This window comes from Kitasatospora sp. NPDC058190 (genome assembly GCF_042883685.1).
In the GTDB taxonomy this organism is placed as follows: Bacteria; Actinomycetota; Actinomycetes; order Streptomycetales; family Streptomycetaceae; genus Kitasatospora.
Window position 1 is genome coordinate 26,056 of sequence record NZ_JBHVVI010000082.1, and the last position, 16,401, is coordinate 42,456.

The following is a 16,401-nucleotide window of genomic DNA, read 5'->3' on the forward strand; positions in this document are numbered from 1 at the left end:
ACCAGGCGTGGGCCCCAACGAAATGACTACGAATCGACCGACGGGGTCCGAGACGCCGGGCGACCTGATCTGGGACGCACCCGACCCTGCCTACACGCCAGTCAACCTCAGGCGTGCGGCGAGTGGACGCGCGAAGGCCAGGCCCCTCCCCCGCGACCGACGGGGACGGAAGAACACCTCTGTCGTTGTGCAGCGCATGACTGATCAAGCCGATGACCGCAGGGGCGCGCCCGCGCCAATGGTGTGGGCGTTCGTGGTGCGCCCATCTGCAGATGACGAGGAGACGCCGGTGGCGGAGGCGATCGTCGAGTTCGCCACTGACTGGTACCCGGTATTCGTGGCCGACGCCCTCGACAGCGGCCTCGCGCTCGCCGCCGGCCAGCCACCGCCAACCACTGCGGTCGTGTACCTGCAGGGCAGCCAGCTCACCAAGTTGGTCCTGGTCGGTGGCCGGGAGGTGTGGGAACCCAGTTCGCCGGTCGAAATCACCGCAGGATGGCTCTCTGCCGCCGAGGCCAGAGGCGCCATCGTCCTGATCGTCGTACCGCCGGGCACTTGGCCTACAGACCTCCTGGAGCTGCCGCCTCATGTCCGCGATGACGTCTTCACCGCCGCCCTCGAGGACGCATACGAGGCGGGACAGGTCCTGCACGGGTCTGCCCGGCTCACTGCGGCGGACCCGATCACCGGTTCGCACCCCGGCTGAGACCGCGCCCGGTCGGTTGGATCGAGGCTTACCGGTGGTTTGTTAGACCGGGGAGTAGAGATCAAGGGCGTGGCCGGTGCCGACGGCGTCGATCAGGGCTTGGAGTTCGGGTGGCGGGGGTGCGTTGGTCCAGGCTCGCCAGCAGCGTTGGAGGGTGATCCAGGGGTCGAGCCAGGCCCGGACGGCACGGATGGCCTTGGGCCAACAGGCCGGGTGGGGCTGGTGGGGTCGGTGTGGGCCCCCTCTCGAGCCGGTCCGGTTTCCGGCACTATCGGATCACCTTGAGTGCTGTCCTCGACCAGGGACAGCAGCACGGCGCGCAGGCGCGGGTCCTTCTCCGCCGCGGCCGGGCGGCCCCCACCGGGGCGGCGTACCCGCCCGTCCGACCCGGCGCCCGCCTCCAGATCGGCCAGTCCGCGGCTGACGCAGCCCTTGGACACCCCGGCCGCCGCAGCAACGGCGGCAATCCCCCCGTGCCCGAGCTGCCGAGCCTCCGCACCGTACAGCAACCGACGCTGACGCTCGTTCAGATGCGGGACCACCGCTTCGAACTTCGCCCGCAGCGGACCGATCAACTCATCGAAACGCCTCATACCACATCAACGAGCCCAAGTCCCGGAAGCAACCCGTAGATTCCCGACGGGCCCCACCGAGAAAAACGGTAGGGAGCGCTCTACCGGGTGCCGTAGAGTAAAGGCCACCGACGCGGGGTGGAGCAGCTCGGTAGCTCGCTGGGCTCATAACCCAGAGGTCGCAGGTTCAAATCCTGTCCCCGCTACGAACGTGAAGGCCCGGCTTCTGCCGGGCCTTCACTGTGTCCGGAGCCGTGCGGCTCGCCCCCTTCACCGGCCCCCGCCACGACGCCTGCCGGCCCATCGGCCTCACCGGAGGCTGGGCACCGCGTTTCGGCCCCCGGCCCGCGTCGGTTTCCGGCCGGTCACCGCCGCTGCCCTGATCACTGACCCGGTCTGACGCGACCGGTCGGCGCTCACCGGGGGAGTGCCACTGGCTGCACAGACCCTCAAGGTGCGCCCAAGAGAGCAATGGGGTGATCTTGCAGCCGCAGGCTGCCGGGCAGTCCTCGCCCGTTGAGGCAGTGCGCCGTACTGCCCGGCCAGTTCGTCCCTACCGCGCAGGCACCTCGCCGGTGGTCAAGGTAGCGCTGTGGCGTGCAGGCAGGTATGGCGACCCGGCCCGGGGCCGGCGGTGAGCGGTCGGGCGACGTCGCCGATGATCTCCACACGTAGCCTCCCCGCGTCGTCGGCGTACACCGGGTGGCCGTCCGCGGTGACCTCGCCGGTGGGCTGGACCAGGACGACCTCTGGCGGGCCGTGGCTTCCGGATGGGCCCGGTAGCGTGATCGCGTAGCGTGGCAGTTCGTCCATGGTCTGCCTCAGTCTGTGCCCATGCTGGTGGGCTCCGTGAGGGCTGCCAGGACACTGTCGCGGACGGTGAAGACTTCGTCGGCTCCGGTGATCTCGAGCAGTCGCCGCACCTGGGGTGACGGGGTTGCCAGGATCAGCCGGACGCTGTTCGCAAGAGCGTCGAGACGCGCCGAGAGCAGGGCATTGAGACCGGTGGAGTCACAGAAGGAGAGGTCGGCCAAATCGACGACGAGGCGCGGCAGGCCGTTCTTGACCGCGCGACCGAGGGCCTCCTCGAGGTCCGCACGCTGGCCATGATCGACTTCGCCGTGCAGGCGCAGGATGTGAGCGATCCCGGGGGCGTTCGTTGAGTCGATCCGCAGCCGCGGTTCGGCGCTCGGTTCGTCCTCTGGGGCCTCGTGCCGGGGAGACATGGGGGGCTCCCCTCCGGCGGGGAAGTTGTCTGCAGTAGATCCTGCCTCCCGAGCCCCGGGTTGGTCCACCGGCAGGCGCCGGACGCGGGTCCGACCGCTTGAGCGGCCCCGTCGCAGTCCTGCGGTTTGCTACAAGCCACTTGCACCCTGCTCCGCTGCGCACGAGCGCTTTGCTCGGGATCGCGGCACGATGAGATGGCCAGACTGTTTCGGGCCCTGACCGGCTCGGAGTCGCCGCGCTCAACCGCGGCCGGCCCGGCTACCGGTCCTTGATCAGGGAGGAACCGCGATGTCCCCCCAGCCGCTGGCCGAGCCGCTGCACATCTACCTGAACGATCACCTGACCGGCGCGTTCGGCGGCGCCGCACTTGCGGACCGCATGGCCCGCACCCACCCCGACAGCGGCCGTGCCGACGACCTGCGGCGGCTGGCCCGCGACATCGAGCAGGACCGGGACGATCTCGTGCGGATCATGAACCGGCTCGGCGTGCCCGTCCGGCGCTACCGGACCTGGCTGGGCCTCGCCGGTGAGCGCCTCGGCCGGTTCAAGCCCAATGGGACCGTCGTGCGCCGCGCCCCGCTCAGCGACCTGATCGAACTGGAGACGCTGCGCACCGGGGTCGAGGGCAAGTCCGCGGTGTGGCGGGCCCTGCGCGCCATCGCCAACACCGACGAGCGCCTCGACCCGGCGGAGCTGGACCGCCTTTCACAGCGGGCCGCCGAGCAGGCCCGCACCCTGAACGGCTGGCATCAGGCGGTCAGCACCGCGGTCCTTTCGCCCAGCCCCGGGCGGCCGGGTGGAAGCGCCTTGTGAGCAGCCCTGTGCCCGGAGGAGGGGCGAGCCAGGGCCGGGTGGTGCTTCATGCGGCCCTTCATGCTGCCGGGAGCACCGTGGCGGTAGCCAAGTCCCTGACTGGTGGCCTGCTGGCACTCGTGCTCACCGAGGCGCCGGGTGCGAGCGAGGTGTTCGTCGGCTCGATGACGGCGTACACGGATGGCGTCACGCACGGTGTCCTGGGCGTCGAGCGTGCGCTGGAGCGGCGCGGCGCCGTCGACGCCAAGGCGGCCCGGCAGATGGCGTCCGGCGTGCGGCGGCTGATGGGCAGTACCTACGCCCTGTCCACGACCGGGGTGGCCGGTCCTGGCGAGCAGGACAGTCAGCCGGTGGGCACGGTGTTCATTGCGCTTGCCGATGCCAGCGGCACACGCTGCATCTCCCCGAACCCGGACGGTGACCGGCGCGCCATCCAGGAGGAGTGTGCCGCCGAGGCGCTGCGCCTTCTGCAGACCCGTCTGCACCCCTCGCCTTGACCGGGTAGGGCCGGTCCGGGTCATCGGGGCTGTTCGAGGGGGCCAGGCGGACGGTGACGGTCTTGAAGACGGGTTGCCTGGACGCGGAGTCCAGGCGGGTGGGGATGAGTTCGTTGGCGGTGCGCTCGTGGCGCGGGGACCCGTCGGCGAGATCGGCGCCTTGGTCCCAGTAGCCGCAGTGGAAGGGCAGGAAGAGTAGGCCCTCGCGGATCCCGGTGAGGACTCCTTCCGTCGGCCCACAGCAGTGGCCTGCCGGTCAGGGTGCCTGGGTGTCGGCGGCGGGCGGCTCGGCCTCCTGGCCGTCCTCGTCGTCCCTGTCGTCGGCCTTGGCCCGGACGTCCTTGGGGGTGGGCGCCGTGATGCTGCGCTCCTCCGCGGACCGCTCCCGCACCGTTTCGCCTTCGCGCGAGGGTTCGTCCTCGTTTCGGGTGCTCGTGTCGTCCGTGCTCATCGCATTGTCCTTCCCGTCATGCCGGGTGGCGGATCCGGTGCACCGGGCGTGTCTCGCCCGGTGGGTGCCGGTTGGCCGGCCTGGTGCCGGTCGCTGTGGGCCGCGTGGTCAGTGGCCGAGGGCGCTGGCGAGTTCCTTCTTGTTCATCTTCGAGCGGCCGTGGATGTTGCGCTGCTTGGCCTCGTTGTACAGCTGCTCCTTCGTCGGGCCCTGGGAGCCGGAGTGCGAGTGCTGGCCGCCGCGCCGGGAGGAGGACATGTCGTGGGTGGAGGAGCGGCTGGCGGTCTTCGACTCGCCGTGCCGGGCCCGTTCCTTGTTACCCGCAGGCATGATTCCTCCTCTGTGGAATGCCCGATCGTGTACCCCGAACGTAGGGCGCGACTCGTTCGCAGGCTTCCCGGAAGCGGCAGACGGCCCTGCCGGACTGCTCCTCCAGCCGGGCCGGGCGGGCGGTCACCGGGCTGGGCGCCTGCGGGAGGCGGAGAGCGCGAGATGGGCCAGGCCGGCCACGAACACCGCGATGCCGATGAACAGCAGGTACAGCACTCCGTGGACGACGCTCACCAGTCCCAGGACGATGGCGGTCACCGTCAGCGCCAGGACCACGCTCCCCGCGGGGACTCCCTTCCGTCATCTCGGACGGCCGGCTCCTTCGGCTCCGACGGCCGGCCCGGGTGAGGCCGGCTGCTACTACCAGCGATACCAGCGGCTGCGTCCGCCCTCTGCCGCGCCGCGGAATACAAAGCCGAGCAGCCACAGCGCCAAGACCACCAGCGCCACCCACCACAGCACGTGGACGGCGAATCCGAGACCGCCGAGGATCAGTGCGAGCAGTAGAACCAGGACAAGAGCGAGCATGGGAGACCCCTTTTCGACAGTGTCCGACGCCCCATGAGTGCCCGGCGATCGAGCGAGGGGCGCTGCGCCCGAGCGTGTACCCGCGTTCCGCGACTCGACGCACGCCGTAGCTGCTTTCGTCCTGCTCCGGCCGCCGGCGTTCCTTCGGCCTCAACCGGGCCTTGTCGCAGCGAGCGGTTTGCCCAGCGTGGGGGCGGGCAGCCGAGGCAGGGGTTCGAGCACCGCAGAACGGCCAGCGGCGCCTGGCGCGGCCGGATCAGCCCGAACTGATCCCGGCGACCGGAATCCCGGGAATCGAGGAGCGACCATGGTGAAGGTACTGCTCGTGCTGCTGTGCCTGGTCCTGCCGTGGCTGGCGGTGCTCATCACAGAGCCAGCCGCACCCCGGCAGCGGGGAGCAGATGGAGCCCCAACCGGACCACGGAGAGACCTCCTACCGCGGCTCGGGCCGCCTGACCGGCAAGGTCGCGCTGATCACCGGCGCTGACTCCGGGATCGGGCGGGCCGTCGCCATCGCGTTCGCCCGCGAGGGTGCCGACGTCGCGTTTTGCCACCTGCCGGAAAAGCGGGCCGATGCCGACACCACCACAGCCCTGATCGCACAGGCCGGCCGGCACGCCCTGCCCGTCGCCGGGGACCTGCGGGACGAGGAGTTCTGCAAACGCCTGCCCGACCAGTGCCTCACCGAGCTCGGCGGCCTGGACATCCTCGTCAACAACGCCGCCTACCAGATGTCCCAGCCCGACGGGCTCACCGCGATCACATCCGGTCAGTTCGACCGGGTCATGCGCACCAACCTGTACGGCATGTTCTGGCTCACCAAGGCCGCCCTGCCCCACCTGCGCCCCGGGTCCTCGATCATCAACAGCGCCTCCGTGCAGGCGTACAAGCCGAGTCCGCACCTGCTGGACTACGCCATGACGAAGGCGGCGATCGTCGCGTTCACCCAGGGCCTGGCCCAGCAGCTCGCACCCGAGGGGATCCGGGTCAACGCGGTGGCGCCGGGTCCCGTGTGGACTCCGCTGATCCCCGCGACCATGGACGAGGAGAAAGTCGCGCACTTCGGCGAACAGTCCCCGCTCGGCCGCCCCGCCCAGCCCGCCGAGATGGCCCCCGCCTACGTGTTCCTCGCCTCGCCCGAAGCGTCATACATCACCGGCGAGATCCTCAACGCCACGGGCGGCACCCCCCTGCCCTAGCTGCGAGCAGGTGCTCCTGTAGGGCGTCGCCGGGCCAAAGCGCGGCGCGGTTCGCGCCTTCGCCGAAGGGCTTCCCGGGTAGCCCCGCAGGTGAATCTTGTTGCCTGAACAGCGTGCTGGGCAGGTGGGACGCGTAGGGTGCAGGTGTCGACCGTGGTCCGCGGGATTGCGGTCGTTCCCGCCGTTCGCAGCCTTCGCGCTTGGAAACCCTTCCCGGTATGGCCGTTACAGCGCTGGTGTCTCATTCGCCCCGGCGGGCGAGGAGGCGGTCATACACCCCGTCAGCCACATCCATGCCGCGTGCGCGACGGCGCCGCCATGCGAGGCTGCTTGGCGGGCCTGCACTGCCCGGATCGGCATTACCGCCGTCTGCTACTTCACCGGCGAGATCGACCTCGACACCCAGGAGATCGCCGCGGCCGCGATCAACCGGCCCGCGCGCACCCGCTGGACCAGCTCTGCGTCGTCCTGCGCGACGTCACCTTCTGCTCCTGCACCGGACCGAACCCGCCCTGCAAGCCCGATTCGAACTCACGCGCGAATGCGCCGCCCTCGTGCTCATCGCCCCCAGCCCCCAGGTCACCCGACTGCTGTTCCTCACCGACACCACCGTTCCACGTCCTCCCCGAGATCCCGCTCAGATACCGGTGGTCCGGCCGAAAGGTCAACACCACCCGCCCTGGAGCGGGCGAGCACGGCTTGTAGCGATGAAAGCGGCAACCACTCTCCCGGTCGCCACGGAACGAGCGTGCTCGACGGCCATTCGGGCCGGATCCGGCGGCGGTCAGGACGATGACCGCCGGACCTCCCGTCCTGGGCCGCCTGCCCGAAAGCACGGGCCGTCATCGCGGAGGCCGGCCGCCGCGCGCCTCGCCGCTCTCGCCTGTGGCGGCCTGGCGTGCAGCTGTACGCCGCAGCACGACCTGGGGCAGGACGAGCCAGGTCGTGGTGAACCACGCCAGGACGGAGGCGCTGATGATCCACGCCGCGGCCGGGTTGCCGGTCGCGATGCGCAGCAGGAGCAGCAGGGCGGCGGCGATGGTCAGGGCGAGAATGATGAGTCCGGTGGCGATGAGGTGGCCGGCGACGTGGGTGAGTTCGGGTTTCATGCCGTGGCCGGCGAGGAGGCGGTGGAAGGCCACGGGTGCGACGAGGGCGCCGGTGGCGACGGCGCCGAGGATCACGGTGGCGGTGTAGAGGTTCTTGTCGAAGTCGGGCAGGCCGGCGAAGCGGGGGGTGAAGGCGACGCCGATGAGGAAGCCGAAGAGGATCTGCGCGCCGGTCTGGCACACGCGTACTTCCTGGAGCATGTCGGTCCACAGGCGGTCGGCCCGCTCTTCGGGTGTCTCGTCCCGGCCCGGTGCTCCCTTGTTCGTCGTCAACGGATCCTCCCCCGGGTACGGGCGATTCTTGCCGCGGCGGTCTGGGCGCGTGCGCAGCGCAGGAGTTCCTCGCCGTATGGCAGGGCGATGAAGGCCGTGACGGCGGCGGAGCCGGTCAGGTAACCGACGGGCAGCGGGAGGACTTCGAGGAAGCTGTGGATGTGCTGCTCGATCGGGGTGACCTCCCGCTCGCCGGTGGCCAGGGCGACGTCCCACAGCGCGGTCGCCCCGTGGGCCAGAGCCGCGCCCGTCATGGCGGTCAGGACCAGCGGGTTGATCTCGGCGGTCAGGCCCAGGTGACCGGGCCGCCGGCTTCGGCCATCATCAGCGTGTGGACGAGGGACTCGCGCAGGCCGCTGGTGTCCTCGATCCTGGTGCGCCGGTGCATGGCCCAGTCCGCGACCGCCGGGGCGAACCACAGCGGCAGGACCCCGTAGAGGAGGAAACGCCTGCTGGCGTCCTCCACACCGTCGGACCCTAAGCCCGCCGAGAGGTCAGGCCGGGAGCGCCGGCTCCTCCACCAGGGCGTCCTGTTCGGACTGGGCACGACGTCGGCACCTCCTGTGGGGTCAGTGGCGGTTAGGGACGGTCGTCGTGGTGGCCGCACAGCCAGGCCAGCGCCTGGTAGGCGCCCAGCGCGCCCGCGCTGTCCGCACCCGTGGTCAGGGCCTCGCGCAGACGGACCGCGGCGGCCTGGCACTCGGCCAGCAGCTGCGCCCGGCATGGCCCGGCGGCGCCGAGCGCGGCGGCGGCGGCGGTGACCGGGGCCGCGACCTGGGTACCGGCGGCCCACCGGTAGGCGCCCAGGACTGCGTGGTCGAACCCGGTCCACGGCTGCGGGCGCCGGTTCGCGGTCTCGATCGCGTCGAAGACCTCGTCCAGCGGGCGCACCCCCACAGCCGGGAGCATCGTCTCGTCACTGGTCATGCCCGCAACCTACGTCCGCCGGAGGCAGCCCGCCGCCGGGCGGCTGGGCGGACGGCGAACTTTCGGGGCACCGCCTGGTGACAGGTCGGCGATCGGGTGACCCGATCCCGGCGGTTCTGGTATCAAGTCCGCCGGCCGGCGCTTCCACGACCGGCCGGTGGCGGGCCAGCACCGGTTGCCGGGGCCTGTAGGTTCACAACGCTGCTCGCAGGGCCGGCAGCAGCATGGTCTCGGCCCAGTCAAGGAAGGCCGGCTGGCTGTCGCCGCCGACTTGGACGAGCGCGACGTCGCCGAACCCGGCATCGGCGAACGGCCGGACCGCGTCGACGAAGTCCTCCACCCGGTCACCGCAGCAGATGGCCTCGGCGACGTCGCCGGGGCGCACGAAGCGGCTCGCGGCGGCGAAGCCCGCGGTCCCCGGCAGGTCGGCGTTGACCTTCCATCCGCCGCCGAACCAGCGGAACTGCTCGTGGGCCCGTCGCACGGCGGCGTCCCGGTCGGTGTCCCAGCACACCGGCAGCTGGCCCACCGCCGGCTTCCCGGCCCCGCCGTGCTCGGCGAATCCCGCCACCAGGGCCGGGTCGGGCTCCACGGCGATCACCAGATCGGCCAGCCGGCCCGCCAGCTCGCAGGAGTCCGGCCCCGAGACGGCGATGCCGATCGGTGGCGGCCGGTCGGGAAGGTCCCACAACCGGGCACCCTCGACGCCGAAGTACCGGCCGTGACGAGTCACGTACCCGCCCTCGAACAGCGCCCGGATGATCTGCACGGCCTCGTCGAGCATCGCCTGGCGCACCGCCACCGCGGGCCAGCCACGGCCAACCACGTGCTCGTTGAGGTTCTCGCCACTGCCCAGGCCGAGCCGGAAACGGCCGCCGGAGAGCAGCTGCACCGTGGCGGCCTTCTGCGCGACCACGACGGGGTGGTAGCGGAAGGTCGGGCAGGTGACGTAGGTCATGAGCGGGATGCGGGAGGTGGCCTGCGCAGCGGCGCCGAGCACCGCCCAGGCATAGGGGGCGTGGCCCTGCTCGTCCAGCCAAGGGAAGGAGTGGTCCGAGATCACCGAGAAGTCGAAGCCGGCCCGCTCCGCGCGCACCACGTCCGCGACCAGATCTCGCGGGCCACGCTGCTCGGTCATCATCGTGTATCCGATTCTCACCATGGCCCGCGTCTGCCCCGAACACGGCACCCTGCACACGAGCGGCGCCCCCTGCTTGAAACGGCTGCACTGGCGCCGACCGGCAACGAGCCGTGTTCGGCCACTGTCAGTCGCTGACCGACGTGGGCGACCGCCTCGCCCGCCTCACCGCCCGCGGGGGAATCGGGGCGGTTGCGAGTCCCGTTCCGAGCACGTGACCGTCTCCTGCGGCGTTGCAGGCATCGCGGCTCCATTGTGAGCAGGGGGCCGCTCAGCTGTCCGCTGCGGGTAGGGCGGTTCGGACTACCCGGTCGGCCTCCATCTCGACGACGACGGCGAGTACCGGGTGCAGCCAGCACACCACCGACCGGACCGGATGCGGCTCCCGAAGCCGCCCGACGACCTGCGCCCAAAGTTCGGCCCGCTCCCGCTCGGACAGCTGCCCGGTTACCAGCCGCCGACCGTCGACGAGCACCACCAGCAACCGCAGCGGGCCGCCCGGTCCGCCGACGGCCCCGATCATCCAGCCCCTCACCACGACCCACCCCTACGCCGCGCCAGCACGGACAGGACAAGCATCAGCGGACTCCCTCCGTACACGAGGTACAACCAGCCGAGCATGCCAGCAGCCGTCGGCGAGCGCGATCCACTCGACGGCCGTTCCTGCGCGACCTGCCTGACGAGTGCTCACCGACACCTCGCCGGTCGGCGGCCCCGAGGGTCGGGCCGCCGATGCTGACGCGCGCGGACACCTCAAGCCGAGCCGGGCCGCCTTCCGCGTTGACGGCCAACGTGCGTCGAAAGCGCGGGAGTTGTGCGGATATCGGGCTTGCTGGCTGGCGGGTGGACGCTGGGGTAGGCGCTGCTGGCACGCACCGGGCTGTCCGGGTCGGTGCCCACCAGGAAGGTGATCGGATTTGCAGAAGTCCGCCGTCCGCCCGCTGCCCGTCACGTTTCCCGAAACTCTGCTGCCCGACGTCCCGAATCGACGCCGAGTTTCCCTATGCGGCCTGCCTGGTGTTCCCGTCGGCCCCCTTCGGCTGCGCGAGCGGTGCGGGGTTGTGCTGGCACTTCGGCCGCGAACTGCTGAACGAGGGCCGCCACGCCCCGGTCGGCAACGGAGACGTCAAGGTCAGGCCCGGGCCCGCCGGTGAAGTACTTATCACCCTGCAAGGCTCAGACGGCCAGGCGGTAGTCAGCGCCCCGCAGGACGCCGCGACTGGCTTCCTCGCGGACTCGTTCACGTTGGTGCCCGCAGGATCGGAGACCGATCACCTTGATGTCGACACGGTCTTCGCCCGCCTGCGCGCCGGCGGCTGATTGCTTCACGCGGTGCCGCCCTGGACGGCGACGCGCACACTGCGCAGTTCGGGGTCGGCGGAGTCGGGGATGAGCATCCCGGCGTCGTGCCCGGTGCGCAGGTAGTCGATGACGTCTTCGTTGAGAAGCTCGCCGGGCAGCGCGGCCGGGATGCCGGGCGGGTAGGGGGTGAGCATCTCGGCGGCGACGCGGCCCGCCGCCTTGTCGATGGGCACCTGCTCGGTGGGGCCGAAGAACGCGTCGCGCGGCAGCATCGCCTGCTCCAGACGAAGCTGCGGCGGGTCGGGCACGTGCACCGCCGGAACGGGCGGGAAACCGGGCGCTGCCTGGACCAGTTCGGCCAGCCCCCGCAGCAGGGTGTCGGCGGTCGTGGGGTCGTCGGCGTGGGTGAGCTGGGCGCTGATACGGCGGTGGTCGCACACGTGAAGGGTGATCTGGTGGCGGGAGCGCAGCCAGTCGCCGGCGCGGTAGCCGCTGGTGCCGAGGGCGCGTGCGGCCGTGCTGGACCATCTGGCGCCGCCAGCCGTCCAGGGCCGCGTAGACGAGGACGGAGGGGCTGGTGGTGCCCAGCAGGTCCTCGCGCTGTTTGAGGACGGCCGGGTCGACGAGTCGGCCCTGAAGGTGGAAGACAGAGCTCTGCTCCAGGGCGGAGCCCATCTTGTGGACGGAGGTGACGCACACGTCCGCGCCCGCGTGCATCGCCCAGGTCGGCAAGTCCGGGTGGAAGGGCAGGTGCGCGCCCCACGCCTCGTCCACGATCAGTGGCTTCCCGGCGTCGTGGCAGACGTCGGCGATGGCGGCCAGGTCGGCGCACGTCCCGTACGGCGTCGGTGAGGTCACCAGCGCCCCTCGGGCGTCCGGATGCCGGTCCAACATGGCGCGGAAGCAGTCCGGCGGAGGGCGGGTGCGCCAGATGCAGCCCTTGGCCCCACTGGGGTTCGACCCAGACCGGGCGGATACCGGCGAGGACGAGGCCGGCGATGACAGACTTGTGCGCGTCCCGGCCCACCAGCAGCTGCTCGTGCGGGCCGGCGACGGACAGCATCGCCGCCTTCACCGACAGGGAGCTGCCGCAGGTGGAGAAGAACGTGTGGTCGGCGCCGACGGCCTCCGCCATCAGCGCCTGGGCGTGCTGGAGGATCCCGCGGGAGCCGGTGCGGTCGTCCAGGCCCCCGGTCGCCAGCACGTCCGCACGGAAGACATCAGCGCCGAGCGTGGCCAGCACACGCGGGTCGGTGCCACGGCCCTGCTTGTGACCGGGTGGCGTGAAGGACGTCAACGGGTTGGCATGGAACGCCGCGAGGGCTTCGAGTACCGGTGCCTGGGACTGATCCACGCCCGGCGTGTGCCCTGCGCCCAAGGCCGGAAACGCCGGCTGGACGCTGCGGTGGGAGGCCCGGCGTGCGTTCGGCTCCCCGGTGAACCGGGGAACGGGACCCGGTGTTCACCTCGAACGGCGCACCCCCGGGTGTGGATCCGAAAGGGACATCAGAGGCTCGGTGGATGGGATCGATCATCGTGCTTTTCGAGCTGGAGCCCGACGTGGCCATCGGCGCGGACGGCGTCGAACCCGCCGTTATCGCGGTGCACGCCACCGGTGCCGATCCTGAGGTGCCCGAGGACCCGCAGCCGTACACGCTGTGCGGGCTGGAGACCGGCCCGATGGAGCATACGCACTACCGGCCGACCCGGCCCGGCGAGTCCTGGTACCCGCCCGCGCTTGCCGACCAGCGGTGCCAGGAGTGCGAGCAGGCCCTGCGCACGCTGTGACTGTGTAACCACGGCGCCGCGAAGGGCGCGCCGCAGGGCGACCGGTCAGCAACGGGCCGCGAGCGCACCCTCGTCTTCCCCAGGTGGGATCCAGACGGGCGAGCAGCCGGAGCCTTTCGTCGGGTCGGGCCCGGGGACCGTGGCGGCTGCGTCCAGGTGGGCCTGGCTGGAGAGCGCGTGCGGGCCCGGGCCGGCGGCCCGGGCCCGCAACTGCCGGGTCAGCGCGGCAGGTTGCCGTAGTAGCTGCCGAGCGAGGTCCGGTAGCCGGCGTCGTTCCTGTGGATGTCGGGGTTGTACTCGGGGGCGTCCTTGATCTGGTCCTTGGTGCGGCCCACGTGGATCGTCTCGTTGTCGTGGTCGACGCGGGTGATGGTGCCGGCGGGCAGCATCACGTGCTTGCCGATCAGCCACGGCCTGCAGTTGACGACGATGTAGGCGGCACCGACCTCGTCGGTGGCGTCGTCGACCTTGCCGACGGTTCCGTCGGTGGCCTCGACCTTGTAGCCGTTAAGGTCCGTGCCGGGCGCGTACTGCGAGGAGGCACTGTAGCCCCAGATGTCCGTCATCACGTGTCCATTCCTGTCGTTGGTGCGCGGGGTCGGTCAGGTGTGCAGGTAGCCGTTTGCCCCGTCGTGGCCGTCCGCCTCGTGGTCGTCGAACCAGTGGCCGCCGTGGGCGAGGTAGCGGAAGGCGATGCGGCTCTCGGCGGGCATTTCCACGGTCACCGCGCGCATGCCGTCCGCCCGGATGGTGAGCGGGTGGATGCCCGCCTGCCAGTTGTTGAAGTCCCCGACGACACTGACCTCCCCGGTCGGGTGGTCGGCGGGCAGGATGAAGGTGACGTCGGTGGCGTCCTTGCGGCGAGTGCGCTCAAGCACGGCGGGGATCTCCTCACGGCGGCTGCGGGTGCCCCGATCCTGCTGCTTGCGAGGTCGCCCGCCGTCGTGGCGCGGCTTCGGACGCGTGCGGGCCACCCGTTCGGTCCACCAGGAAGTGGTACCGGGCCCGGTCCGCAATCGGTCCCGCCGAGCTGCCGCGGCCCCGGGTCCGGCGCTCACGACCCGCCGTGGCAGCGCCGATCGTCACTAGTCCCACCACGCCCGGATCCCGGAACTGCGCAGCCCCTCACCGGCCGATCAGCCCGGACGGCACCTCCCCCGGCGATCCGGCCTGTCAGCGGGATCACGTGCGCCCCAGGTCGTGGACGGCGATCCAGTGTTCGACGGTTGTGATGTCCAGGCCGGCGTCGGCTGCGATAACCGGCAAGTCGACGCCGGCCTGCCATGCGATGACCACGGCCTGGCGCAGGTCTTCGGTACGCGCCTCCAGACCGGCCTGCCGCGCCTCGGCGGAAGCCGCGTTCAGCGCGTCGGCGTCCCGAACGAGGCGGTCGGCGGCTCTCCGTACGGCCTGGCGGGCAGTGTCCGTGACGTCCGTGACATTGTCTTCCGTCACGTGATCACCGTCCTCGCGTTCAACGACCGAGGGACGGTCGAGCTCGATCAGCACGTTCAACGCCTCTGCCGCAGCCGCGGCCACCGGCATCGACGCGTTGACCAGATCAAACGCCCCCGTCCGGTCCCCGTTCTGCCACAACTCCAGAGCCGTCGCGGCCAGGTCTCGTAGTTCGGTGAGCTTCGCGAGCGCCATGAGCGGTTCCGGCTCATCGGCGGAAGGAACAGTCACACAGTCATCGTCCACCGGCCGGCCCGCCCAACCAAGATCATCAAGGCCGTGGAAAGGCGGGCCGGTTCGGAAACGGGTTACCTGTCGGTCGGCGATGCACACTTGTGGCGTGGCCACGACGTCCGGCGCAGAGCCTGGCTCGGCGAGTGCGGAGTGCCACTGCTCATAGCTGCGAGGTGTCACCATGCTGTCCCGCTGGTCGTATCGCCGACCACGCCTCGCCGGATGGCCTCACCGGAGCGTCCTCAGGTGGCTAGCGGCGGCCGGTCTCGCTGTCGATGCCTACATCCACGCCCACCTCGCCGACCAGTACGACGCGGTCAGCGCGTCGGTCAGCCAGGGCGATCTCTTCAGGCTCGAAGCCGCCCTCGCGGCCCTGGCCGCGCTACTGGTACTCGTCTGGCCTCGGCGGTCGGCAGTCACCCTCGCATTCGTCGTGGCGGCCGGCGGCCTCGCCGCACTGCTCCTCTACCGCTACGTCGACGTCGGCACCCTCGGACCGCTGCCCAACATGTACGAACCCGTCTGGTTCAGCGACAAACAGACCGCGGCCATCGCCGAAGGCGTCGCCGCGCTCGCCGCCGCTCTCCTCCTCCGAAGCCGCAGACCGGTGATCTGACCGCGAAAGCAACCAGCAGCAGAGCCACCCCAAGCAACGAGGCCGGAGCCGCGGTGGCGGCGCGCTCAGCGGACCGGAACGATTGAGCTGAAGAGCGTGTTCGCACCGGAAGGTGTAGGGAGGCGGATCTCGAATGCCATTGATCGACTTCTCCGCGCTGTGTGCGCTTGTGGCTGAGGCAGACGCGCTCACTCGCGACTCACGAGTCCGGACGAGCGAGGGCGGGCGTCGGCTTGCCGACGTGCACTACACGATCTGCGTCTATACCGGTCTGCGCGACCCGATGCAGGCCGTGGAGCAGGCCCGCGGGCTCCTGCGGGCTCACCAAGACTCGCTCCTCGAAAGCGATGGAAGTTCGCGACCTTCGGGGCCGTGCATCCCGGCCTAGCACCTGAGCTGGCGGGCGCATCCGCCACGCGGCTTGGTCATGGAAAGGACGACACCATGCTGCTGCTTGGACTTCTCCTGCTCGGTGCGACGGGGGCCTTCATCGGCCTGCTGATCACGGACAACACCTCCGGTGGACCGGACTACGCGCTGACGGTCCTCGGCAACCACATCGCCACCCTGGACAGCCTCGCGATCTTCCTGGCCGGCATCGCTCTGACGCTGATCGTCGGTCTGGGCTTCGCCATGGTCGTCGCCGGTGCGCGACACCGGCGGACGACCGGCGCGCGTCACCGGCGGACGGCTGTCCGCACGGTCCGAGTACCGCCTGAAGAAGTTGCCGCCGAGCAAGGCGACAGGGCCGACAACGTGGCTGAGGTGCCACCCGCTACCACGGCCAAGCCCGCCCGACGCCACCACTTCCGCTTCGGCCATTGAGAGACCAGCCTTGATGGCGCGGTGCCTGGGTACGACGCACCATGGACAGGGAGGGCTGGCCGCTGCTGGGGAGAAGGTCATGGGGTCGACTGCTCTGGCGGAGTATCGCCGCGGCGCCGACCCCGACCTGCAGCCCACCTACCCCGCGTCCGGGCGGCCGGGCCCGGCCTCCGCCCGCGGCAGCCGACTTCGCCTGTCCAAGCACCGCATGACCACCGCCGTCGCCGGCGGGGCCTACCCGTTCCTCGCCGAGGCCGGCCTCGGCGCCGAGGGCATCTTCATCGGCCGGGACCTCCACGCGGAGGGCTCTTTTTGCTACGACCCGTTCGCGCTCTACAACTCGGGCCGAATAGAGGGGTTCACGAACCCGAACGCGATCCTGTGCGGCGTCATCGGCATGGGCAAGAGCGC

General features: G+C 70.9%; 24 protein-coding genes, 1 tRNA gene and 3 pseudogenes. 11 read left to right on the forward strand and 17 right to left on the reverse strand.

The window, feature by feature from the left end:
- Positions 1–289: 289 nt before the first annotated feature.
- On the forward strand, positions 290–706 hold the full coding sequence (locus ACFVWU_RS30780; protein ID WP_387627047.1) for a hypothetical protein: 417 nt from the start codon (positions 290–292) through the stop codon (positions 704–706).
- A 704-nt stretch (positions 707–1,410) separates the two neighbouring features.
- Positions 1,411–1,484 (forward strand) — tRNA-Met (locus tag ACFVWU_RS30785).
- Between the two features lie 373 nt (positions 1,485–1,857).
- Here the strand turns inward: ACFVWU_RS30785 and ACFVWU_RS30790 are convergent.
- Positions 1,858–2,091 carry a DUF6296 family protein gene (locus tag ACFVWU_RS30790; RefSeq protein WP_387627048.1) on the reverse strand — a complete coding sequence of 78 codons (234 nt, stop codon included), beginning with the start codon at positions 2,089–2,091 and terminating at the stop codon, positions 1,858–1,860.
- Positions 2,092–2,099: 8 nt separating this feature from the next.
- The gene (locus ACFVWU_RS30795) at positions 2,100–2,504 is read right to left on the reverse strand and encodes an STAS domain-containing protein (protein WP_387627050.1); all 405 of its coding nucleotides are present in this window, start codon (positions 2,502–2,504) and stop codon (positions 2,100–2,102) included.
- Positions 2,505–2,793: 289 nt separating this feature from the next.
- Here ACFVWU_RS30795 and ACFVWU_RS30800 point away from each other — a divergent pair, with 289 nt between their 5' ends.
- Together ACFVWU_RS30800 and ACFVWU_RS30805 are read left to right on the forward strand one after the other, a co-directional pair.
- Entirely contained in the window at positions 2,794–3,318 is a 525-nt protein-coding gene (locus ACFVWU_RS30800) for a hypothetical protein (RefSeq protein WP_387627051.1), read from the forward strand.
- A 41-nt stretch (positions 3,319–3,359) separates the two neighbouring features.
- Positions 3,360–3,815: a CinA family protein gene (locus tag ACFVWU_RS30805; RefSeq protein ID WP_387627082.1), complete on the forward strand. Its 456-nt coding sequence runs from the start codon at positions 3,360–3,362 to the stop codon at positions 3,813–3,815.
- Between the two features lie 256 nt (positions 3,816–4,071).
- On the opposite strand, the gene ACFVWU_RS30810 is transcribed toward ACFVWU_RS30805, so the two are convergent.
- The 4 genes and pseudogenes from ACFVWU_RS30810 to ACFVWU_RS30825 form a co-directional block, all read right to left on the reverse strand.
- Positions 4,072–4,266 (reverse strand): hypothetical protein, encoded by a 195-nt coding sequence (locus ACFVWU_RS30810; protein WP_387627052.1) that lies wholly within the window; start codon positions 4,264–4,266, stop codon positions 4,072–4,074.
- A gap of 108 nt (positions 4,267–4,374) precedes the next feature.
- A pseudogene (locus ACFVWU_RS30815) lies at positions 4,375–4,584 on the reverse strand (plasmid stabilization protein); the annotation flags it as partial.
- Between the two features lie 135 nt (positions 4,585–4,719).
- On the reverse strand, positions 4,720–4,872 hold the full coding sequence (locus ACFVWU_RS30820; RefSeq protein ID WP_387627054.1) for a hypothetical protein: 153 nt from the start codon (positions 4,870–4,872) through the stop codon (positions 4,720–4,722).
- 84 nt (positions 4,873–4,956) lie between these two features.
- Positions 4,957–5,124 (reverse strand): hydrophobic protein, encoded by a 168-nt coding sequence (locus ACFVWU_RS30825; RefSeq protein WP_380655450.1) that lies wholly within the window; start codon positions 5,122–5,124, stop codon positions 4,957–4,959.
- A gap of 401 nt (positions 5,125–5,525) precedes the next feature.
- On the opposite strand from ACFVWU_RS30825, the gene ACFVWU_RS30830 reads away from it, so the two are divergent.
- Positions 5,526–6,323 carry an SDR family oxidoreductase gene (locus ACFVWU_RS30830; RefSeq protein ID WP_387627056.1) on the forward strand — a complete coding sequence of 266 codons (798 nt, stop codon included), beginning with the start codon at positions 5,526–5,528 and terminating at the stop codon, positions 6,321–6,323.
- A gap of 842 nt (positions 6,324–7,165) precedes the next feature.
- Here ACFVWU_RS30830 and ACFVWU_RS30835 read toward each other — a convergent pair.
- The 6 genes from ACFVWU_RS30835 to ACFVWU_RS30860 form a co-directional block, all read right to left on the reverse strand.
- Positions 7,166–7,705 (reverse strand): DUF6328 family protein, encoded by a 540-nt coding sequence (locus ACFVWU_RS30835; RefSeq protein WP_387627058.1) that lies wholly within the window; start codon positions 7,703–7,705, stop codon positions 7,166–7,168.
- Positions 7,702–7,959: a hypothetical protein gene (locus tag ACFVWU_RS30840; protein ID WP_387627060.1), complete on the reverse strand. Its 258-nt coding sequence runs from the start codon at positions 7,957–7,959 to the stop codon at positions 7,702–7,704. The genes ACFVWU_RS30835 and ACFVWU_RS30840 overlap by 4 nt, the downstream gene beginning before the upstream one ends.
- A 32-nt stretch (positions 7,960–7,991) precedes the next feature.
- Positions 7,992–8,171 (reverse strand): hypothetical protein, encoded by a 180-nt coding sequence (locus ACFVWU_RS30845; protein ID WP_387627061.1) that lies wholly within the window; start codon positions 8,169–8,171, stop codon positions 7,992–7,994.
- A gap of 113 nt (positions 8,172–8,284) precedes the next feature.
- A complete protein-coding gene (locus ACFVWU_RS30850; protein WP_387627063.1) occupies positions 8,285–8,632 on the reverse strand; it encodes a hypothetical protein in 348 nt (115 codons plus the stop codon).
- 193 nt (positions 8,633–8,825) lie between these two features.
- On the reverse strand, positions 8,826–9,794 hold the full coding sequence (locus ACFVWU_RS30855) for an LLM class F420-dependent oxidoreductase (RefSeq protein ID WP_387627065.1): 969 nt from the start codon (positions 9,792–9,794) through the stop codon (positions 8,826–8,828).
- A gap of 247 nt (positions 9,795–10,041) precedes the next feature.
- A complete protein-coding gene (locus tag ACFVWU_RS30860; RefSeq protein ID WP_387627067.1) occupies positions 10,042–10,293 on the reverse strand; it encodes a hypothetical protein in 252 nt (83 codons plus the stop codon).
- Between the two features lie 209 nt (positions 10,294–10,502).
- Here ACFVWU_RS30860 and ACFVWU_RS30865 point away from each other — a divergent pair, with 209 nt between their 5' ends.
- Positions 10,503–11,090 (forward strand): SsgA family sporulation/cell division regulator, encoded by a 588-nt coding sequence (locus tag ACFVWU_RS30865; RefSeq protein ID WP_387627069.1) that lies wholly within the window; start codon positions 10,503–10,505, stop codon positions 11,088–11,090.
- Positions 11,091–11,095: 5 nt separating this feature from the next.
- On the opposite strand, the gene ACFVWU_RS30870 is transcribed toward ACFVWU_RS30865, so the two are convergent.
- Both ACFVWU_RS30870 and ACFVWU_RS30875 read right to left on the reverse strand, forming a co-directional pair.
- The gene (locus ACFVWU_RS30870) at positions 11,096–11,512 is read right to left on the reverse strand and encodes a hypothetical protein (protein WP_387627070.1); all 417 of its coding nucleotides are present in this window, start codon (positions 11,510–11,512) and stop codon (positions 11,096–11,098) included.
- Between the two features lie 136 nt (positions 11,513–11,648).
- Positions 11,649–12,426 (reverse strand): annotated as a pseudogene (locus ACFVWU_RS30875) (aminotransferase class I/II-fold pyridoxal phosphate-dependent enzyme); the annotation flags it as partial.
- Between the two features lie 167 nt (positions 12,427–12,593).
- Between ACFVWU_RS30875 and ACFVWU_RS30880 the strand changes: the two are divergent.
- Positions 12,594–12,860 (forward strand): hypothetical protein, encoded by a 267-nt coding sequence (locus ACFVWU_RS30880; RefSeq protein WP_387627072.1) that lies wholly within the window; start codon positions 12,594–12,596, stop codon positions 12,858–12,860.
- 218 nt (positions 12,861–13,078) lie between these two features.
- Here ACFVWU_RS30880 and ACFVWU_RS30885 read toward each other — a convergent pair whose 3' ends face one another.
- The 3 genes from ACFVWU_RS30885 to ACFVWU_RS30895 form a co-directional block, all read right to left on the reverse strand.
- A complete protein-coding gene (locus tag ACFVWU_RS30885) occupies positions 13,079–13,426 on the reverse strand; it encodes a PRC-barrel domain containing protein (RefSeq protein ID WP_387627073.1) in 348 nt (115 codons plus the stop codon).
- Between the two features lie 36 nt (positions 13,427–13,462).
- The gene (locus tag ACFVWU_RS30890; protein WP_387627074.1) at positions 13,463–13,738 is read right to left on the reverse strand and encodes an isoamylase early set domain-containing protein; all 276 of its coding nucleotides are present in this window, start codon (positions 13,736–13,738) and stop codon (positions 13,463–13,465) included.
- Between the two features lie 304 nt (positions 13,739–14,042).
- Positions 14,043–14,546, reverse strand: a complete 504-nt coding sequence (locus tag ACFVWU_RS30895; RefSeq protein ID WP_387627076.1) for a hypothetical protein — start codon at positions 14,544–14,546, stop codon at positions 14,043–14,045.
- A 184-nt stretch (positions 14,547–14,730) separates the two neighbouring features.
- Here ACFVWU_RS30895 and ACFVWU_RS30900 point away from each other — a divergent pair, with 184 nt between their 5' ends.
- The 4 genes and pseudogenes from ACFVWU_RS30900 to ACFVWU_RS30915 all read left to right on the forward strand — a co-directional run.
- The gene (locus ACFVWU_RS30900) at positions 14,731–15,165 is read left to right on the forward strand and encodes a hypothetical protein (protein ID WP_387627078.1); all 435 of its coding nucleotides are present in this window, start codon (positions 14,731–14,733) and stop codon (positions 15,163–15,165) included.
- Between the two features lie 133 nt (positions 15,166–15,298).
- Positions 15,299–15,553, forward strand: coding sequence for a DUF5133 domain-containing protein (locus tag ACFVWU_RS30905; RefSeq protein WP_387627079.1), 255 nt, complete (start codon positions 15,299–15,301; stop codon positions 15,551–15,553).
- Positions 15,538–15,990: a hypothetical protein gene (locus ACFVWU_RS30910; protein WP_387627081.1), complete on the forward strand. Its 453-nt coding sequence runs from the start codon at positions 15,538–15,540 to the stop codon at positions 15,988–15,990. The genes ACFVWU_RS30905 and ACFVWU_RS30910 overlap by 16 nt, the downstream gene beginning before the upstream one ends.
- A 13-nt stretch (positions 15,991–16,003) precedes the next feature.
- Positions 16,004–16,401, forward strand: a pseudogene (locus ACFVWU_RS30915) (ATP-binding protein); the annotation flags it as partial.

What these genes read in the sequence shown, in the direction of transcription:
- ACFVWU_RS30790 (WP_387627048.1), bottom strand. Translation starts at nt 2,091, where the DNA reads ATGGACGAACTGCCACGCTACGCGATCACGCTACCGGGCCCATCCGGA.
- ACFVWU_RS30795 (WP_387627050.1), bottom strand. Translation starts at nt 2,504, where the DNA reads ATGTCTCCCCGGCACGAGGCCCCAGAGGACGAACCGAGCGCCGAACCG.
- ACFVWU_RS30800 (WP_387627051.1), top strand. Translation starts at nt 2,794, where the DNA reads ATGTCCCCCCAGCCGCTGGCCGAGCCGCTGCACATCTACCTGAACGAT.
- ACFVWU_RS30810 (WP_387627052.1), bottom strand. Translation starts at nt 4,266, where the DNA reads ATGAGCACGGACGACACGAGCACCCGAAACGAGGACGAACCCTCGCGC.
- ACFVWU_RS30825 (WP_380655450.1), bottom strand. Translation starts at nt 5,124, where the DNA reads ATGCTCGCTCTTGTCCTGGTTCTACTGCTCGCACTGATCCTCGGCGGT.
- ACFVWU_RS30830 (WP_387627056.1), top strand. Translation starts at nt 5,526, where the DNA reads ATGGAGCCCCAACCGGACCACGGAGAGACCTCCTACCGCGGCTCGGGC.
- ACFVWU_RS30840 (WP_387627060.1), bottom strand. Translation starts at nt 7,959, where the DNA reads ATGACGGGCGCGGCTCTGGCCCACGGGGCGACCGCGCTGTGGGACGTC.
- ACFVWU_RS30850 (WP_387627063.1), bottom strand. Translation starts at nt 8,632, where the DNA reads ATGACCAGTGACGAGACGATGCTCCCGGCTGTGGGGGTGCGCCCGCTG.
- ACFVWU_RS30855 (WP_387627065.1), bottom strand. Translation starts at nt 9,794, where the DNA reads ATGGTGAGAATCGGATACACGATGATGACCGAGCAGCGTGGCCCGCGA.
- ACFVWU_RS30860 (WP_387627067.1), bottom strand. Translation starts at nt 10,293, where the DNA reads ATGATCGGGGCCGTCGGCGGACCGGGCGGCCCGCTGCGGTTGCTGGTG.
- ACFVWU_RS30865 (WP_387627069.1), top strand. Translation starts at nt 10,503, where the DNA reads ATGCTGACGCGCGCGGACACCTCAAGCCGAGCCGGGCCGCCTTCCGCG.
- ACFVWU_RS30880 (WP_387627072.1), top strand. Translation starts at nt 12,594, where the DNA reads ATGGGATCGATCATCGTGCTTTTCGAGCTGGAGCCCGACGTGGCCATC.
- ACFVWU_RS30885 (WP_387627073.1), bottom strand. Translation starts at nt 13,426, where the DNA reads ATGACGGACATCTGGGGCTACAGTGCCTCCTCGCAGTACGCGCCCGGC.
- ACFVWU_RS30900 (WP_387627078.1), top strand. Translation starts at nt 14,731, where the DNA reads ATGCTGTCCCGCTGGTCGTATCGCCGACCACGCCTCGCCGGATGGCCT.
- ACFVWU_RS30905 (WP_387627079.1), top strand. Translation starts at nt 15,299, where the DNA reads ATGCCATTGATCGACTTCTCCGCGCTGTGTGCGCTTGTGGCTGAGGCA.